The 16,306-nt window shown below is 62.1% G+C and carries 19 protein-coding genes and 1 pseudogene; 13 read left to right on the forward strand and 7 right to left on the reverse strand.

Annotated elements, in window-relative coordinates:
* The first annotated feature begins 46 nt into the window (after window positions 1–46).
* The 3 genes from QRM57_RS19665 (at window position 47) to QRM57_RS19675 (ending at window position 2,350) form a co-directional block, all read left to right on the forward strand.
* Window positions 47–643, forward strand: a complete 597-nt coding sequence (locus QRM57_RS19665; RefSeq protein ID WP_284987852.1) for a recombinase family protein — start codon at window positions 47–49, stop codon at window positions 641–643.
* A 427-nt stretch (window positions 644–1,070) separates the two neighbouring features.
* Entirely contained in the window at window positions 1,071–1,979 is a 909-nt protein-coding gene (dprA, locus tag QRM57_RS19670; protein WP_284987853.1) for a DNA-processing protein DprA, read from the forward strand.
* Window positions 1,980–2,041: 62 nt separating this feature from the next.
* Window positions 2,042–2,350, forward strand: a complete 309-nt coding sequence (locus QRM57_RS19675) for a hypothetical protein (protein WP_284987854.1) — start codon at window positions 2,042–2,044, stop codon at window positions 2,348–2,350.
* A gap of 346 nt (window positions 2,351–2,696) precedes the next feature.
* Here QRM57_RS19675 and QRM57_RS19680 read toward each other — a convergent pair whose 3' ends face one another.
* From QRM57_RS19680 to QRM57_RS19700, 5 genes and pseudogenes are all read right to left on the reverse strand, one after another.
* Window positions 2,697–3,410 carry a DUF998 domain-containing protein gene (locus QRM57_RS19680; RefSeq protein ID WP_284987855.1) on the reverse strand — a complete coding sequence of 238 codons (714 nt, stop codon included), beginning with the start codon at window positions 3,408–3,410 and terminating at the stop codon, window positions 2,697–2,699.
* A gap of 51 nt (window positions 3,411–3,461) precedes the next feature.
* Complete coding sequence (locus tag QRM57_RS19685) at window positions 3,462–4,277, reverse strand: alpha/beta fold hydrolase (RefSeq protein ID WP_284987856.1); 816 nt, start codon at window positions 4,275–4,277, stop codon at window positions 3,462–3,464.
* The gene (locus tag QRM57_RS19690; protein WP_284987857.1) at window positions 4,274–4,747 is read right to left on the reverse strand and encodes an SRPBCC family protein; all 474 of its coding nucleotides are present in this window, start codon (window positions 4,745–4,747) and stop codon (window positions 4,274–4,276) included. The genes QRM57_RS19685 and QRM57_RS19690 overlap by 4 nt, the downstream gene beginning before the upstream one ends.
* Window positions 4,740–5,162: an ArsR/SmtB family transcription factor gene (locus QRM57_RS19695; RefSeq protein ID WP_284987858.1), complete on the reverse strand. Its 423-nt coding sequence runs from the start codon at window positions 5,160–5,162 to the stop codon at window positions 4,740–4,742. Before QRM57_RS19695 ends, QRM57_RS19690 begins: the two co-directional genes overlap by 8 nt.
* A 10-nt stretch (window positions 5,163–5,172) precedes the next feature.
* Window positions 5,173–5,511, reverse strand: a pseudogene (locus QRM57_RS19700) (IS110 family transposase); the annotation flags it as partial.
* A gap of 675 nt (window positions 5,512–6,186) precedes the next feature.
* On the opposite strand from QRM57_RS19700, the gene QRM57_RS19705 reads away from it, so the two are divergent.
* The 7 genes from QRM57_RS19705 (at window position 6,187) to QRM57_RS19735 (ending at window position 11,093) form a co-directional block, all read left to right on the forward strand.
* Complete coding sequence (locus tag QRM57_RS19705; protein WP_284987860.1) at window positions 6,187–7,548, forward strand: ParB/RepB/Spo0J family partition protein; 1,362 nt, start codon at window positions 6,187–6,189, stop codon at window positions 7,546–7,548.
* 278 nt (window positions 7,549–7,826) lie between these two features.
* Entirely contained in the window at window positions 7,827–8,174 is a 348-nt protein-coding gene (locus QRM57_RS19710) for a hypothetical protein (protein WP_284987861.1), read from the forward strand.
* A 451-nt stretch (window positions 8,175–8,625) separates the two neighbouring features.
* A complete protein-coding gene (locus QRM57_RS19715) occupies window positions 8,626–8,892 on the forward strand; it encodes a glutaredoxin family protein (protein ID WP_284987862.1) in 267 nt (88 codons plus the stop codon).
* An 8-nt stretch (window positions 8,893–8,900) separates the two neighbouring features.
* Window positions 8,901–9,221, forward strand: coding sequence for a hypothetical protein (locus QRM57_RS19720; protein ID WP_284987863.1), 321 nt, complete (start codon window positions 8,901–8,903; stop codon window positions 9,219–9,221).
* Entirely contained in the window at window positions 9,218–10,075 is an 858-nt protein-coding gene (locus QRM57_RS19725) for a single-stranded DNA-binding protein (RefSeq protein WP_284987864.1), read from the forward strand. The genes QRM57_RS19720 and QRM57_RS19725 overlap by 4 nt, the downstream gene beginning before the upstream one ends.
* 397 nt (window positions 10,076–10,472) lie before the next feature.
* Entirely contained in the window at window positions 10,473–10,727 is a 255-nt protein-coding gene (locus QRM57_RS19730) for a ParB family protein (RefSeq protein WP_284987865.1), read from the forward strand.
* On the forward strand, window positions 10,728–11,093 hold the full coding sequence (locus QRM57_RS19735; RefSeq protein WP_284987866.1) for a transcriptional regulator: 366 nt from the start codon (window positions 10,728–10,730) through the stop codon (window positions 11,091–11,093).
* Between the two features lie 457 nt (window positions 11,094–11,550).
* Here QRM57_RS19735 and QRM57_RS19740 read toward each other — a convergent pair whose 3' ends face one another.
* Complete coding sequence (locus tag QRM57_RS19740; protein WP_284987867.1) at window positions 11,551–11,853, reverse strand: hypothetical protein; 303 nt, start codon at window positions 11,851–11,853, stop codon at window positions 11,551–11,553.
* Window positions 11,854–12,076: 223 nt separating this feature from the next.
* On the opposite strand from QRM57_RS19740, the gene QRM57_RS19745 reads away from it, so the two are divergent.
* The 3 genes from QRM57_RS19745 to QRM57_RS19755 are packed head-to-tail and all read left to right on the forward strand — an operon-like array spanning window position 12,077 to window position 15,364.
* Window positions 12,077–12,469 carry a plasmid mobilization protein gene (locus tag QRM57_RS19745; RefSeq protein ID WP_284987868.1) on the forward strand — a complete coding sequence of 131 codons (393 nt, stop codon included), beginning with the start codon at window positions 12,077–12,079 and terminating at the stop codon, window positions 12,467–12,469.
* A 2-nt stretch (window positions 12,470–12,471) separates the two neighbouring features.
* The gene (locus tag QRM57_RS19750) at window positions 12,472–14,109 is read left to right on the forward strand and encodes a relaxase/mobilization nuclease domain-containing protein (protein ID WP_284987869.1); all 1,638 of its coding nucleotides are present in this window, start codon (window positions 12,472–12,474) and stop codon (window positions 14,107–14,109) included.
* Between the two features lie 31 nt (window positions 14,110–14,140).
* Window positions 14,141–15,364 (forward strand): hypothetical protein, encoded by a 1,224-nt coding sequence (locus QRM57_RS19755; RefSeq protein ID WP_284987870.1) that lies wholly within the window; start codon window positions 14,141–14,143, stop codon window positions 15,362–15,364.
* Between the two features lie 272 nt (window positions 15,365–15,636).
* On the opposite strand, the gene QRM57_RS19760 is transcribed toward QRM57_RS19755, so the two are convergent.
* Window positions 15,637–16,014, reverse strand: coding sequence for a hypothetical protein (locus QRM57_RS19760; RefSeq protein WP_284987871.1), 378 nt, complete (start codon window positions 16,012–16,014; stop codon window positions 15,637–15,639).
* Between the last annotated feature and the right edge of the window lie 292 nt (window positions 16,015–16,306).

Raw genomic sequence — 16,306 nt, forward strand, 5'->3', positions numbered from 1 at the left:
GCATCGGCATACTAGGCATTAGTTACGGGACACCTCGGAGGGATGAATGTCGAAACTCATTGGATACGCACGAGTCTCGACACGGCAGCAATCCACAGATCGGCAGCAGGTGGATCTACTGGCTGCAGGAGTTCGACGCGATGACCTCTACACCGACCACGGTGTCTCCGGAGCACGAGCCTCACGACCGCAGCTCGATCAGGCACTCGATGCCCTTCTCGAGGGCGATACCCTCGTCATCACGACTTTGGATCGGCTCGGTCGATCCACTCAAAACATGCTCGCCTTCGCAGAGGAGCTCCGCAGCAAGGGCGCCGGCCTCCGGGTCCTGAACCTGGGCGGAGGCAACGTCGACACCGCAACACCGATGGGTTCAATGTTGTTCACGATCATGGCCGCCCTGGCCCAGATGGAACACGAAATAAAGCGCGAACGCATCACGGATTCCATCATCAAACGAAGAGAAGCGGGCAAGGCCCTCGGCGGCCGACCTCGCCGGGTTACCGATAGCCAGATGAGAAGCGCTGTCCGCCTTGTCCAGAGTGGCGAGCCGGCAGCGCAGGTAGCCCGCGATCTTGGCATGTCCCGAGCGACCTTCTACCGGCGATCACGAGCACTTAACGGCCAGCAGAGCGACATCTAGGGCCTACCAGGACGGCCACCTAACAGCAAACATTCAAAGACCCGAAATGCGCCCAACTTTGCGAGGCAGTGGCCGGCGAACCTCGGAGGCTCACAGCGCCGGGCGCTGTGTAATGGACCTCGCTCCGCTCGGGCTGCAAAAGCCCTTTTCTTGTTTTGGCTGCTGTCCTTCGGATTGTACGTGCCCGCTCCGGCCCGTCTAGCCCCTCCGCAAGCTCCGGGGCCCGCGGTGCAGGAAATGTCCCTGCGGCGCTCCTGCGTCGCTGATTTCCTCCGGGAATTTCCCGCACCTTGCCCAAGGGTAGACAGGCCTCCGTCGGGCACAGCTCCGCAAGCTTCGCCAGCAGCCAAAACAACGGCGGGGAAGGGGAGCTGGCCACTCACCACGAGCGCCCCACCCACCGGATCCTCAGCAAAGGACTCAGAACATGAACGACCGCATCGCACGCGCAGCATTGACCCGCCTGTTCGACCCGCAAGACGCCACCGGCCGTGCCCTCGTTGGCACCCTCGGCGCCTCTGCTGCCCTGCGCATGGTCACGGGGGACCAACCTGCCCACACGTTCCGGCACATCACCGACACCGACTTGGCCACAGCGCTGCAGCGTTGGGCACCTCGACTGCCCGACGTCGACCCCGAGCGGGATCTGGCCACCATTGAGCGCCTCGGGGGCGGCTTCCTGATCCCCGGGGACGCGCACTGGCCTGCCGGTCTCGACGACCTGCCCGATGCCCCGTACGGGCTTTGGTACCGGGGAAACATCGCCAAGGGGATCCCGGCCCCGCAGCAGTGCGTAGCAGTGACCGGTTCCCGGGACTCCACCAGCTACGGCGCCGCCGTGACCGGCGACGTCGCCCACCATCTGGCCCAGCGGGGCATCTGCATCATTTCCGGTCTGGCCTACGGGATCGACGCCCACGCGCACCGGGCCGCGCTCTCGGGCTTTACCGGTGAGGGCCCGGCGACAATCGCCGTCGCCGCTGGTGGCCTCGACCGGGACTACCCGGCAGGGAACGCAGACCTCGCGGCCGCGATCCGCGCGAACGGGCTGGTCGTCTCCGAACAGCCACCAAACTCCGCCCCGACACGCCTTCGTTTCCTGGCCAGGGGCAGAATCATTGCCGGCCTCGCCGGGGTTACCTGCGTTGTGGAGGCCCGGTGGCGTTCCGGCGCCCTGCACACCGCACACCAAGCCGAGACCATCGCTCGTCACGTCGCCGCCATTCCCGGCAGCGTGCACAGCGCGAATTCCGCCGGTTGCCACCGCCTTATCAGGGACGGCGGCGCGGTGCTGGTGACCGAGGCCCACGAACTGGCAGACCTGCTCGCCAGCTAGCCGAAACGGTGGCCGGGACCCCGAAAACGTCCCGGCCACCCCTTTCATGGAGGACAGAGGCGATGACGAACTTTAGGAACGAGGACGGCGACTTCGACTACGAAGCCCAGGTCGCGTCAATCGAACGTGAAAAGACGGCCGTTACCGCCGAACGGGCCGGGTACCCCGGCATGACCGACGCTTTCCATCACTTCGGCCTGTACGGCGGCGTGGCCGATGAGGTGATCACCCCCGAGCTCCTGGACGCGATGGACCGATGGGAGGTCCTGCTCGAAAAGGCTGAAAGTACCGAGGACGACGTTGACCGCAAGAAACTGGAGCGCGAGCACGAAACACTCGAACGCGCTATCCACGACATGATCGGCGACTAGAACACCCAGAGTGGGCCGTTCGCCTTTGGTGGGCGGGCGGTCCGCCGCGGGTGGTCGGCGGCTGTGGGTGGTCACCGGCGGCGGACCGCCATTGCCGCATCAGGACCGCCCCGATCACCGGTCGCATGCGGCAAGCCCCGCGCTGTTCCAGACGTTGGATCCCCCGTGGGAACCAGGGGAGGGTGCTCGCCGGGCGAGCACTAAAGGACGTCCACTTCGTGGCCGGCTGTTTGGGTGCCGCCGGTCCGTCGCAGAGCTCCTGCCCGTCACCACCTTGTGCTGTCTACGACGATGCTCCTATAGTCGTCAAATTGCTGTTGATCGTGCTTTTTAGTGGTTGGCTCGCTCAGCTGGTGCGGACGGTGGGAGGCAGGGGTTGGCTGCGTCGTAGGTGGGCGGCCGTTATTGCCAGCCAGGTCCAAGCGAGGACTACGGCTGCTGTGAAGCTAAGAACGATGACGGCTGACGTTGACCCGCTGGCAATGCCGACGAAGGCGGCGAGAAAGAGGATTCCGGTAGCAAGGGAGAATGCTCCGAGCCTCCGGTTTTCGGATGTGTAGAACCGGCGGGCCATAACGCAGCAGGCAGCGATGAAGGCGGCAAAGCCAATCCCTGCGGTAACGAAGTGAAGAAACCCGTGGAGGGACCCGGAGGTAGGGGGTCCGGGAGGTGCGCCTTGAGGGAATCCGTTCATGGGATCGGCGGTGAAAATCCCCGCACCCACTAATCCGGCACCGTAGATTCCGACGAGAACCGGCCCCCAGGTGGCTCCTCGTCCGGGGTTGAGTGCGCGACGGAATCCGACGGCGGTCAGGAGGGTTAGGGCGCCGGTGAGGATCAGGTTTGTGGTTTGTATCCAGCCTAGGTCGCCGTTGGCTAGGACGCTGAGGTCGTTATGTGCCGCGTCGAAGCCCGGGCGAAGAAACGCCTGGGCATAGCTGACCAGAAGGTATAGGGGGCCGGCGGTGATGCCACAGGCCAGCAATACCCGCGTGGCAGAGGAGGCGGGCGGGCGTCGTTGGGATCCCTGATGTTCGGTCTGATAGCTGATTTTGGGCATGGTCTATTCCGGTCTGTGGGCGAAATGAATTTGGTGAGAGTGGTCAACGGGTCAGTTGGTGAAGAACCCGCGGAGTTCGGCTGCCATTGCTGCGTCTGAAACTTGGTGTGTTTGGCCCTCGAGGGTGCGGTGAAGGGCCTGGGGGATCGCGGCGGCTGTTGTTGCTTGAGCTGAGGTCAGGACCGGGGCGGCTTTTCCACCGACCATGACAAGGGTCGGCACCGTGATTTTGGCGAACCGGCCGGTGGGTGCGGTGAAGTTGTTGGTAACGGCAATTTCATTGGGGAGGGTGTTGGCGGCGTCCTTTTGGCTCTTCCAGATCTTTGGCATGAGCCGCAGCATGAGGGGCACAAATGCAGGGACGCCGATCATCTTGACCAAGAAGTAGGAGACAATCGCGCCGCGCTTGTTTTGGGCGAGCAGTGAGTTCAGGTGCCCGGCGTGGTCGACGGGCGTTCCGTCGACGTTCCCGATTCCCGTGTAGGGGGCCTCGTAGGTGGCGAGCTTGCGCATCGGGATACCCGCCGCTGCTGCTTCGAGGGCGAGGGCCGCACCGGAGGAGATGCCATAGACGTAGGGGTCTCCGCCCGCATGGGTGATGACGGCGGCTAGGTCTTCGATTTCGCGTTCCACGGAGTAGGGCCGTGTATCACCGCTGTCGCCGCGGCCGCGACGGTCGTAGAAGTACACGGTGAAGGAGTCGGCCAGCGTGGTGGCCAGGGCCCGCGCCGGGCCGAAGGACCGGCCGCAGAAGGCGCCGTCAACCAGGACCAGGGAGGGGCCGGAGCCGATGTGTTCGACGGAGATGGGGGTTCCGTCCGCTGAGGTGATCTGGGTGACCTGGCTTTGGGCGGCGCTGGTTTTCATGCTGTGGGCCTTTCGAGGAGGGTGTCGAGTTTGGTGAAGGACAGTATCCATCCGGCGTGGGTCATGTCCCGGATCTCGTCGGTGAACGGGCCTTGATGGAGGGTCATGCGCGTCCGGTCGCCGTGATCGTGGAACTGAAGCCGCAGCACGACGTCGTCCACGGGCCCAGCCTCGGTCAGCGCTGTCAGTTGAATCTCGAGGGATTCCGGTGCCTGAAAGGCGGTGATGCGCCCCCGGATGGGGTGGCCGGCCCCGGTAGCGTTGTCGACCATGGTCAACTCCCACCGGCCCTGCTCCACGAGCTCCACGATGATGCTGTCCACGGGTACGTGAACTCCTTCAGGCCCGAACCATGAGGCGAGGAGTTGGGGTTCGGTCCAGAACCGCCAGACCGTGTCCCTGGGGGCGGCGAAAGAGCGGGAAATGAAAACATCGTGTTCTGTGACTTCCTGCTGGCGCCCCTCAGACATCTCGGCCCTTTCCCGTAGGTGGGGTGTCGCGCTGAAACGAGGCCAGCGCGCCGTCGAGTTTGTCGAAGGACTCACCCCAAAACTTCTTGTACCGCTCCATGTACTCGCTCGCTTCCTTAAGCCGGTCGGGCTCCAGATGACTGAACCGGGCAGTCGCTACCCGGTTCCGGGAGATCAGGCCAGCATTTTCCAATACCTTCAAATGCCTCGAAATCGCCGGTTGGCTGATCCTGAAAGGCGCCGCGAGGTCGGACACCTGCGCGTCACCGTCAGCGAGCCGCTGCAGAATAGCCCGCCGAGTCGGATCGGCCAACGCCGCGAACACTGCACTCAATTCATCAACCATCAAAACCATAACCTTGTCGTTATATAACTTTGTGGTTTTAGAGTAAGTCTGGTTTGAGTAAAGCGTCAAGCCTTGAGTCTCAGCTAACGGCGCCCGGTAACGCATTTGTCCTTGCTGCAGCTGTCGTCGGAGGTGTGCGGCGTGGCATTTCGGCCTGGTCGATGAGCCATTTCCGGTAGGCGCCGGCCAGGGCATCGTTGCGGATATGTCCGCGTTCCAGACGCGAAATGATGGAAACCCATTGACCAAGTTCGCCGGCGACGGTCGTTAAGGTCATGCCGAGGTCTGTCCGCCTGCGGCGGAGGTCGGAGTTGTCGGGTGCGGGCCGGGGATTGGTGATCTGACGGTAGATTTCTCTGGCTGCGTAGCGTTTGAGGCAGCGCATGATTTCGCGTTTGCTCTTTCCCTCCCCTGTCTGCAAGGGGTTTGCCGTGTTCGTTGATCACGGCTACGTGGTGTGTGTCGGCGTGGGTGTCGATACCCGCGATGACTTTTGTTGGTTCGCTTGCCAAGATGGAAATTGCCCCTCAGTCGAGTTCAATACTGATCGGGGCGCGGGCCAGGTGGGCAGACAAAACGGTAATGGGACTGGTCGTATCAGGCTCCTATGAGGTCATGTCCGCCTGGCTCGACACCCCTTTTAACGGACCTTGAGCCGGCGGACAGATCGTCGGAAAGACAGTGCCGCCTGGTACGTCAGTTTTTGGCTGGGTCACGCCGGCTCAAGGACTGTTCCAGTATTACCGTTTTGGCTGCTGTCCCAAGGGATTTTACGTTCCCGTTCCAGCCCGTCTAGCCCCTCCGTGAACTCCGGGGCCTGCGGGCCGAAAATTCTTCAGCCGGGATCCTCGCTAGCTCGGACCGCGCAAGATTTTTCGGCCCTTGCCCAAGGGTAGACAGGCTTCCACGGGAACAGCTCGCAAGCTTCGCCAGCAGCCAAAACAACGGCGGGAGAGGCAAGCTGGTTGGCCACTTCCCGAAGCCCTCTCCTACCGCTTGACAAGACATAGAAGCATCGGGAGGGACGGGGAGCTGGCCGGTCACCAAAGGTCGCCCCACCCACTCAACTTCTCGGACAAGAAGGAACAACACCATGAACGCAGCACCCACACTGGAAATGCTCGACCCCACCACCCTGATCGTGGACATCAACGTCCGCAAAGACGCAGCCCTGACCACGGAATTCATCGCCAGCATCAAAGAACACGGAGTCATTGAACCGGTCATCGCCCACCGCAACGAGGACGGCACCGTATCTGTCCGGATGGGCCAGCGCCGCACCCTTGGTGCCGTCGAAGCCCAGTGCCCCCTGATCCCGGTGATGATCACCGCCTCCGCGCAGGACGCCGAGCGGATCGTCTCGCAGGTCGTGGAGAACGTCCAGCGCGCGGCGATGACAGATGCTGATGAAGCCGACGCCTACCACCAGCTGTCCCTTCTGGGCGTCTCGGCGGCAGCGATTGCGAAGAAGACCGGACGGAAAAAGGCCGCCGTTGAGGGCGCGTTGAAAGCCAAGGCATCCGATGCTGGAACCGCCGCCCTGGGCAAGGGGTACACCATCGAGGAAGCCCTCATCATGGCCGAGTTCGAAGGGGACGAGGAAGCGACCGCAGAGCTGGAATCAGTCATTGCGGACGAACCCGACCAGCTGTTCCATGTTGCCCAGCAACTGAGGGACGAACGCGAACGCGTCGCCGCCCTCGCCGCGTACACCGCGGAAGTCGCAGCAACCGGGAAAACCATTGTTGAAAGGCCCGGCTACGACGATAACGACACCGCCGCTGTCACGTCCCTGAAGCGGGCGGATGGGGAACCGGCCACCGAGGACGACGCGAACGCCGTCTACATCCTTCAGGACTACCGTGGCGAGTTCTCCACCGTCCCGGTGATTGTTGGGTGGAAGGAACAAGGCTTCACCGAGCGGTACACCTACCACTCGTCATCGGCCAACAAGGGGCCGATGACCGAGGAACAGAAGGCCGAACGGAAAACCCTGATCGCCAACAACAAGGCCATGGAATCGGCCACGACAGTGCGCCGGGAATTCGTGAAATCCCTGCTGGCGAAGAAGCAGGCACCGAAGGGCTGGCAGTACTTCACTGTCCATGCGATCACGCACCATACCGACGTCGCCCGGAGTTACGACGGAGAAGTTGCCGCCGAAATGGTCAGCGCCAAAACCGACGGAGAAAAGTCATGGGCGTGGAACCCGCTGAAGGACCACGTGGCCAAGTCCACGGCCCGTCCCGAGTTCTCCCTGATCGCATTGGTTTGCGCCGGATATGAAAAGACCATCGCCAAGGACTCGTGGCGGAACCCGTTCCAAAGCCACGTGGACTACCTGAACCAGCTCGTCACATGGGGATACACCCCGTCCGAGGTTGAGCAGATCATCATCGACAGCAGCAAACCAGCCGCGGAAGACTCCGCAGCGGAAAGCACCGAAGCGGCCTGAGAACTCCTTGCCGGGCGGAACCCCCACCGCCCGGCAAGGCCCGCGGCCACTCACCACGAACAGGGCCCGGAACCTCCCCAAACGTCGGGCGGTCCGCCGCCCAGGACGAACCACAGCAGCCAATCACCAGCGGCGGACCGCCATCAAACGCCACCAGGTAAACACCACCAAAAGCCGCGCGTCGCCGACTCCCCGGCTACCCCCGCGACTGACCACCGAAGAATTTTGTCCGAGTACACCGCTAGGCTCATCCCATGGCAGCACAGACAGGAGTCACCATGACTACACAGACAACCCCAGGCGTCACGCTCACTGAGATCTTCCCTGGCCTGCCACCAATCCTGGACCAAGTGATGATTGGCGCGTTGATCTTCGCGACTATCGGTGTGGTCTACCTCTTCATCCAATGGGGAATTGCCCACTCGAAAATGGAGGACATCGATGCCGGCACCATTGCGTTCCATTTCGGTTTCATCACCGCCATCTCCCTGCCCCTGATCCTGCTGAACACAACGGGCAGCGTGGCCGGCCTGATCACCGGCGCAGCGATCGGAGCGGTCATTGCCCTGACCACATACCTCCTCCTACGCAGGTCCCGTGCAACACACTCCCGAAACACGCTCTGACACTGAAGCCCTCAGTCTTGTAGACTGACCAACAGATTTCCTTTTTGCCGAGGGAACAATGCAGGACCGGCCCGCGCCGGTCCTGCATTGTTTAACCATCAAAACCGGGACCCTTTCCCATGGGAGAAGACACCCGCCGCCGGCCCACCGCCGATTCGGGACAGGTCTTTTCAGCCGGGACCACACCATGGGGCACATCCAACCAACCCACGAAGGCACCATCGCCACCGCCCAGGGCAGCTTTTAAAGAAGCCGGGGGAGTGCCGCCGGGCTTCTTCGTGGAACACCAAACCCACCTCTCAAACATGCACAGTTTTATACTAAAGAGATCCAAAAAACCCCTAGAATAAGCGGCAAAAACCTTTTTATTCGAGTGGATAAACGTTAGAATAGTAGTAGCAAGTCACTCAGACGAACCTCACTGAAACTGATACGAAACGCAGGACTGAAAATGACTACTTCACCCACCGATTACACGGTCTACACCAAGCCCCAGTGCCCCAACTGTGAGCGCACCAAGGAGTACTTCGACTCCAAGGGCATCACCTACACTCTCGTGGACATTACCGAGGTGCCGGCAGCGCTGGAATACATCACCGCAGAGCTGGGCTACTCCCAGGCACCGGTCGTGGTGAACAACTCCGATGACCAGGACCACTGGTCCGGGCTGCGCCGGGACAAGCTCGTCCAAGCCGCCATGAACAAGACAAACGCCTAGGAGGCATCATGACCACCGCACCGATCACCGCCGGCACCATCACCGCCATCCTGGACGGGCTCCGCGTCCCGGCCGAACTGCACGCCGACCCGGAACTGCAGGCCGTGGCCTACGGGCTCGCGTTCCTGGACGCACCGGCCACCCTGGCCGAGGAACGTTTCTACGAGTCCGGCACCGTCTTCTACGACACCGACACTGACAGTGACTTTCCCTCACGGTACGAGGTCAAAAACCGGAACCTCATGGTCGAGCAACTCAGCACCCGGGCCAACATCCGCACCGCCGAACTTCTCCGCGGCACTGCGCCCGAAGAGGTGAGCATCCGGTGAGGGAACCGCACCCGGTGGACGGGCTCACGATCAGCCCCCGGACGTACGTGGACCTGGACGAGTTCGGACGCATCGCCAACCCGTCCGGGGAGATCCACGTCGACGCCCCGGACCCCTACGAGCCGTTCTTCATCGACCGCCCCTCAACGGCGGATGACCGTTACCTGGCGGCCATCAACAGGGCCCCGATAGGGGAGCGCGGCCTATGGGACGAACACACCGCAGACCAGTCCCAACCCAACGAACTCACCCACGACGAACCGGGTGGGAACGAACCTCAGAACGAAACCAGCACAGACACCGAGAACACCCGCAGCACACGAGGAAAAGGAACCATTATGGCCGGGGAAACCACCATCACAGTGATCGGAAACCTGACGTCTGATCCAGAGCTTCGCTTCACCCCTTCGGGATCAGCCGTCGCGAATTTCACCATCGCCTCAACGCCCCGGACCTTTGATCGTCAGTCCAACGAGTGGAAGGACGGGGAGACCCTGTTCCTCCGGGCCAGCGTGTGGAGGGAAGCCGCGGAGAACGTCGCAGAGTCGCTGACCAAAGGCACCCGTGTCATCGTTTCGGGCAGGTTGAAGTCGCGTTCGTACGAGACCAAGGAGGGCGAGAAGCGGACCGTGATCGAACTCGAGGTGGACGAGATTGGCCCGTCCCTTCGGTACGCGAACGCGAAGGTCAACCGCACCCAACGCACCAACCACGGTGGGGGAAACGGGGGCGGGTCCGGTAACCAGGGCAACGCCAGCCAGCCCGCCCAGCGGGATGATCCATGGGCGGCAGCGAACACCCAAGCCAACGCCGGCTCCTGGGGCAACGGACCAGACTCCGAACCCCCGTTCTAGAACCTATGGTGTCGGAGCCGGCCGTTAGGATGGCCCCGACGTCACGAAGCGACATAACCGCTGCTACTCGGCTGCCGGGAAACGGTAGGACGAACCCGATGATGAAGAACTGGACTGTGATGAACGAGCAAGAAGATACGACCAGATGGTGGGTAGGGACCCTCGTAGGAATCACAGCGCTATTGTGTGCGCTGGGTTTGGCGCTGCCTTCCATCATGATGGTGATTGGGGGAATGGTTGTCTTTGCTGGAGGCCATCCTGTCCCGGGGCTCATTACGTCGGGGGTTGGAGCGTTAGTGTTCGCCGGTTTGGTTTGGGTCGGGGTGAAGATCACGAAGAGGTTGGCCCAGCGCTGGAATGGCTTCCGGAGAGATGCACGTTAAGGGTGGGCTGAGCCATGAAGTCAGGTGAGAAGAAGGGTCCCTACTTCACTGAAGAGGACCTGAAGCAGATCAGGGCAGCGGTCCAGGCTGTCGGTCCGTTGGAAGGGTACGTGTCCATTTCGGATTTCGTTGAAGCAGCTGCGCGCCGGGAGCTGCGGCGGCTGCAACGCAAGTACAACGAGGGCCGGAAGTGGCCGGGAGTGGAAGCGGGCGAACTCCGTCCTGGGCGGCGGACCCGTGCCGAAACGGCCGCGCGGGAGGACCGGTAAATGATCCGGCCCGAGCCCGACCCTGCCGTGCCTGAGCCGGTGGAACGGGTCCTTATTCAGGACGTCGTGCCGTACGAGATCCCTGATAGTTTCAATGATCTTCAGGGGCCGGCGGATGGGCTGCTGACTTTGCCGCTTCACGTGTACTGGGGACCAGTGACGGTGTGTGATCTGAGTCAGCCAGAGGATGTCATCAAGGCGTACCAGGCGGTGCTGCGCGTGGGAACCCGGAAAGACCAGGCGAACCTTCTCAACGGCGGACTTCTCTGCAGAATCTGGCCCCAGCTGATGCTCCCGGTAAGGTGCCGGAAACTCTGGGAGGGTAGGTTTCCCCACCTCACCGAGGACCCTGGGAAGCAACACTGAGAATTGATGAACACGCAGTCAGGGCCCGTACCAAAAGGTACGGGCCCTGACTGTCTTCCAGCTGTAGTCGCGGGTGTGAGAGGGCGGTGGATCCTTGGAAGAATCTTCCAACACCCTGGTGTGGAACCCCTTGCCGCTTGAGATGCCTCCGGGAGTTCCAGGTTCCTGTTCCCGCCGGCCTGAACCGAACGCAATCCGCCGATGTCGTCAAGGCTGAAAGGAACCCAACCACCAACGACCGGTGCACCGGGTGCGGCGGTCTTGAACCATGGGAAACGTCGCCGCTACTGGCCCACCTGGGAAGGAGGCTGTGCACGACCACCGCTCGCCCTGGTGCGGCATGTCCCAATGGTGACATGGTGGTTGTGTGCAGGCGGTCAGGTGGGTCCTGTCGTCCACATGGGTGCGGGAAAAGCCCGAAGGTTGTAGCTTTTGCCGTGCCCATGTGGACGAGGGGCTACTCGTCTGAAGATGCATGGGCTGTGGCGTTCTCGCGCGCGGGACGTTTACCGCGAGGACGTCCGCCGGCCTTGCGGCCGGGTGTGTCCAGACCGAAGCCGCGAAGGTCGGATTCGGTCCAGTCAGCACGCAGCGCGGCTTGGTAGTCCTTGGCGTACTTTTGCTCGGCTGCAGCTACCAGCTGCTTAGCTTCTTGGAGCTCGACGCTGCTGGCCGCCGCGTTCTTCACGGCGTTGACCTTAGCGTCCCTGGCAGCGTCAATTTTCGCGGCCGCTCTAGCGGTAATGTCGTTGATGTCCATGCGGCCAGTCTAGCCCGCGGCACCGACACACGGACGGACGTTTTGCGAAAGAGACACGGAAGGCGACAAAAACCTAGAAACCAGAGCACGCGGAGCAAGCTATACACTTACACGGGTGTAAGTGGCTTGTCGTCCTCGACACTGGCGGTCGAGTACGGCACACTTGTCAGTGTGGTCCCCGGTTCGGGGTCGCTGCGCTGAGCCTTTGAAGGGAGGGATTGGGATGTCGGAAGAGGAAAACATTCACCGTCCCAATTTGTCCCGCCGTCGTCGCGCCAACACTCCGGCAGGAACGAAGAAGCGCCGTGACGTGTGGGTCACCGTTGAAGAAGAGGCCGCGCTTGTTGCGAGGGCCGAACGGGAGAAAGTGACCGTTCCAAACCTGCTGGTTTCGGCGGCCCTGGCAGAGCGCACCGACTCACCGACTGAGCGCCGTGCCGTCATTGCCGAACTGATGCAGTTGCACAACCTGTTGGCGCGTTCTTCGAACAACATCAACCAGCTTGCACGGCAAGCGAATGCCACGGGCGAGTTTCCTGTTGAGGCCCGGGAAGGGTTGAAGCATCTTCGTTCCGTGGCCATGAGGATTGATCGTGCCATTGAGGGGCTGATGTAAGGATGATTCCGAACATCACACGTGGTTCGCGCATGGGCGGGCTCATGGTTTATCTGGCATCGACCGACTCGGACAAAACCAAGAATGCCCACACCGACCCTCACTTGGTGGCCGGTGACGCAGCGATCATGGCGTGGTACGACGACGGGATACTGGACCGCGATGATGCCCTGGCTATCGCGAAGCATCTGGATCAGCCGCGCAAGGCTTATGGGGTATCGGTTCAGATCAAGGACTTCGCCTGGGACGCGGCCAAGAAGGAACGCGTACACGTTGGATACAAGGACGCCAGTGTCTGGCATTGCTCGCTGAGTCTGCGCGCCGAAGAGGGCGCGCTGACCGACCAGCAGTGGGGCGACATCGCCAATGACTTTGTGGATGCGATGGGCTTCACCGCGGCCAGCGGAAAGGCCCAATGCCGCTGGGCAGCCGTAAACCACGGCACCAGCGAAAACGGTAACCACCACATCCACATCGCCGTCTCACTCGTTCGTGAAGATGGCACCAAGGCATCCACTCACGGGGATTACAAGAAGGCTCAGCAGACCTGCCGTGAACTGGAAGTTAAGTACGGCCTGGAACAACTCTCCAGCGTGTATGCCACCCGTGGTTACGACCGTGCCGAGAAGGCCACGGCCGTGCGGGACGAACGGGAAATGCACCGCTCATCGCTGGCACGAAAAGTCCGCGCCAGCGCCAGCGCATCCGCAACGGAAGGTGAGTTTGTTCGACGGGCCCGTGACACCGGCATGTTGCTTCGTCCTCGCTACGCGAAGAACACCACCGACGTCATTGTTGGCTACTCGGTGGCCGAACGACCCAAGGCCGGGGAGCGTCCCATCTGGTTCGGTGGCGGCACGCTCGCCTCAGACTTGAAGCTTGGGGCTTTGCGTGAAGCGTGGATGGATTCTCCGCACCTTGCCACCGAAGCTGCAGCTGAGTGGAACGCCGCTGCGCGCAACAAGCGCACCGTCTCCAGAACCGGCCCTGAGAAAGCTACCCCCTCACCACAGGTATGGGTGGAGTACACCCGCAACGCAACAGCCCTGGCGGAGCAATTGCGGTCCATTCCGCGTGACGATCACGCCACCTGGGCCAAGGCAGCACGAGAAGTTTCCGGTGCCTTTGCTGCATGGTCACACCGTCTCGAACCCACGCCCGGACCGCTGGCAGCTACGGCTGCGGAACTGTCCCGCAGCGCCCAGCTCCGTGCACCCAGGGAGCACAGCAAGCCGATCGCACTGCCATCCATCGCCGGGACCGCGATGTTGTTCATGGCAGCATCGAGCAAGAACAAAACAGCCGCGCAGACAGCTCTCATGGTGCAACTGATCAACACCGTCTTCGCGGTGTACGAAATGCATCAGCACTCCGGCCGGACCCGGGAAGCCCAGCGCATCCGTTCCGTTGTGGAGAACCAGCTCGCACCGTTCACTGGAACCATGCCCACAGCCGCCACAGCGGAAGCGGGACAGCAGCAAACGACAGAGGCAGCGGTGCCGCCGCGTGCAATTGATATCGCACGCCGAGGCATGGTTCCCATCCGGCCAGGATCCGCGGTGCCGAGCACACCCACCGCCACTCCGGCAAAGACATATCAACCCAGCCGCAGCGACACCGGCCCGGGACTCGACCGATAAGAATCACACCACTAGTGCAAGGGGAACACCAATGAGTGAATCAGACGGAATGGATGACTTGCTGGACGGCGGACTGCGCCAGTCTCTGATGATTGCCTCCCGCATCGCCGAGACCCTCGCCCGTCGACGGCAGGAAGAGCAGCGGCAACAGGAACACCGTGACGTGCAGGCAGCGCACGAAGCAGCCGCACGGTTTGCAGCCGAACGCGGCACCGCCCACGCGGTCCTGTCACAGGTGGACAAGGACCAGTGGTGGGACAACGCCCAACCCTCCGACATCGCCACGGCACATGCCGTCGCCGAGGGATGGAAAGACTACGATCCCACCGCGTTGTCCGCTTCGGAAAAGATCCGGCAGGAAGTCCTCAACCGATACGGCATCGATACCAGTGACGTGGCCGGTGCAGAGCTCGAATCCGGCATCCAAACGGCGGCGTCCGAGCAGGCCCCGGCCGAGCAAGAGCGCGGACAGGACGAAGAGAAAAAAGCCGATGCTGAGCATGAGAAAGCGACGCAACTCATCGCGGCCGCGCGTGCCGAAGAACTCCGTGCACAAGCGGCGAAACTCGCCCCAGAGATGGAGCGCCACCAGGTGCCGGTGGAGTACCTGGCCAACCCCGAACTGACCAAAGCACTCCAGCTTGCCCACAACGCGAAAACACCCAAGGCACGTGAGGTAGCCGACTCCGAAATCAAGGAGCGGATGTTCCTCATCGGCAAGGACGGCGTCAACGGACCCGACATCGATCAGCTCCGTAGAGAAACCACCGCCAACGTCAACGGTGCAGGCGATGAACACTTCAAGGACCCCGCCTTCGTGGACGCCGCTAAAAACCTGCACGAAGCCAGACTGCTGGCTGAGGGCGGGTTCAACGGCGACAAATGGTCCACCCAGGAACAGCGCTACGAACGCGCCGAAAAGGAACTCTTCGACCGCATCGAACGACTCGGCCGGGACATCGAGAACCGCGTCACCGGCACCGGCGACAGCAACCGCCTGAAAGACCAAGCCCACAAAGCAGAGACCGCATCGGCTGCCGGCTACGGCTCATCCGAACACCACCAGAAATTCGCCGAATTCCTCACCAACACCGGCGCCACCGAACCCCAAATCCGGGGCCGCCTCGCAGCGGCCCGCAGCGAAGGAACACACCCCAACGCCGCCGTCACCACTAGCAAGGCAGCGAAAGCACGCAAGACCGGCCGCGGCGCCGCGTCAGGTGCAGAACGAAGCAAGAACGGCCCCAGCCGCTGACCCAACAGACCCATTCCGGCGCAGCAGAATACGGGCCATTTCCATGGCCGCCCGAAAGGATCAGGCAGTCAGCGTCACGCGGCGGAAGCGCTCGGTGATTCCACGCCTACGGAAACGGATGGTCTGCTTTCCAGCGAAACCCCAGCTGAGCCCGACAGAATAAGGGGCGAACCTTCGATCAACCGCTATTTGACCGGAGCTTCGCCCCTTATTCGATCGGTCACGGCAGCCGATGGGTGATACGGTCCAGCGGTGACGGTGACGTCAGTGGCTTAGTCGTCCCTGAAAGCGATAGCAGCGAGTGCCCAAACAAGGACCGCGATAACGAGAAACACCCCGAGGATGGCGCCTCCGCCACCGCTCAAAAAACCGATCAACGCGAAGACGACCATTGCAGCCATGACACCGGTTCGTGGGGATGACTTGCCCGAGCCCTTCGCGGGCGTGGAGGAACGGCTGAACGTCGGGGGAATCTGACGGCATTTACGGCAGTTGGCCGCAGTTCGGGGACTGCGGTGTCGAACGCCGCAGGTGCCGTAGACAGCGGAGGTACCGGTGCGTGATGGACGTCGGTGGGATCCAAAAATAGCCTTCTCGGCCGCGTAACCGGCAGCGCTGACGGGATGAGCCACCTTGCGCGCTGTACTCACGGTACGGCGAACGCTACGCGGAACCGTGGCGCGGTAGACGGCACGCTTGGCAGTTCTAACGGGGTGAACTGCTCTGCGAACCTTACGCGGGACGAGGCGGCGGGTAATGAAGCCCATAGGCGACCCTTTCTGACTACCTGAAATGTATCAAAGCGTTCCATCGAACATGGAGCCCCTGTATGTCGCCCCACATCTTTCGGATGCGGTGGCGGACACCCCTATTGGGCGCCCGCCACCTTGACGTCCCGTTTTCAGACAAGCGCTACTTTCGCTGGGACGTGCCCTGTCGAAC

The organism is Arthrobacter sp. fls2-241-R2A-172, assembly GCF_030208885.1.
Classification (GTDB): Bacteria; Actinomycetota; Actinomycetes; order Actinomycetales; family Micrococcaceae; genus Arthrobacter.

Bases quoted from the DNA above. Each gene is read 5' to 3' on its own strand.
- QRM57_RS19665 (WP_284987852.1), top strand. From the start codon at position 47: ATGTCGAAACTCATTGGATACGCACGAGTCTCGACACGGCAGCAATCC.
- dprA (WP_284987853.1), top strand. From the start codon at position 1,071: ATGAACGACCGCATCGCACGCGCAGCATTGACCCGCCTGTTCGACCCG.
- QRM57_RS19675 (WP_284987854.1), top strand. From the start codon at position 2,042: ATGACGAACTTTAGGAACGAGGACGGCGACTTCGACTACGAAGCCCAG.
- QRM57_RS19680 (WP_284987855.1), bottom strand. From the start codon at position 3,410: ATGCCCAAAATCAGCTATCAGACCGAACATCAGGGATCCCAACGACGC.
- QRM57_RS19685 (WP_284987856.1), bottom strand. From the start codon at position 4,277: ATGAAAACCAGCGCCGCCCAAAGCCAGGTCACCCAGATCACCTCAGCG.
- QRM57_RS19690 (WP_284987857.1), bottom strand. From the start codon at position 4,747: ATGTCTGAGGGGCGCCAGCAGGAAGTCACAGAACACGATGTTTTCATT.
- QRM57_RS19705 (WP_284987860.1), top strand. From the start codon at position 6,187: ATGAACGCAGCACCCACACTGGAAATGCTCGACCCCACCACCCTGATC.
- QRM57_RS19710 (WP_284987861.1), top strand. From the start codon at position 7,827: ATGACTACACAGACAACCCCAGGCGTCACGCTCACTGAGATCTTCCCT.
- QRM57_RS19715 (WP_284987862.1), top strand. From the start codon at position 8,626: ATGACTACTTCACCCACCGATTACACGGTCTACACCAAGCCCCAGTGC.
- QRM57_RS19720 (WP_284987863.1), top strand. From the start codon at position 8,901: ATGACCACCGCACCGATCACCGCCGGCACCATCACCGCCATCCTGGAC.
- QRM57_RS19730 (WP_284987865.1), top strand. From the start codon at position 10,473: ATGAAGTCAGGTGAGAAGAAGGGTCCCTACTTCACTGAAGAGGACCTG.
- QRM57_RS19735 (WP_284987866.1), top strand. From the start codon at position 10,728: ATGATCCGGCCCGAGCCCGACCCTGCCGTGCCTGAGCCGGTGGAACGG.
- QRM57_RS19740 (WP_284987867.1), bottom strand. From the start codon at position 11,853: ATGGACATCAACGACATTACCGCTAGAGCGGCCGCGAAAATTGACGCT.
- QRM57_RS19745 (WP_284987868.1), top strand. From the start codon at position 12,077: ATGTCGGAAGAGGAAAACATTCACCGTCCCAATTTGTCCCGCCGTCGT.
- QRM57_RS19750 (WP_284987869.1), top strand. From the start codon at position 12,472: ATGATTCCGAACATCACACGTGGTTCGCGCATGGGCGGGCTCATGGTT.
- QRM57_RS19755 (WP_284987870.1), top strand. From the start codon at position 14,141: ATGAGTGAATCAGACGGAATGGATGACTTGCTGGACGGCGGACTGCGC.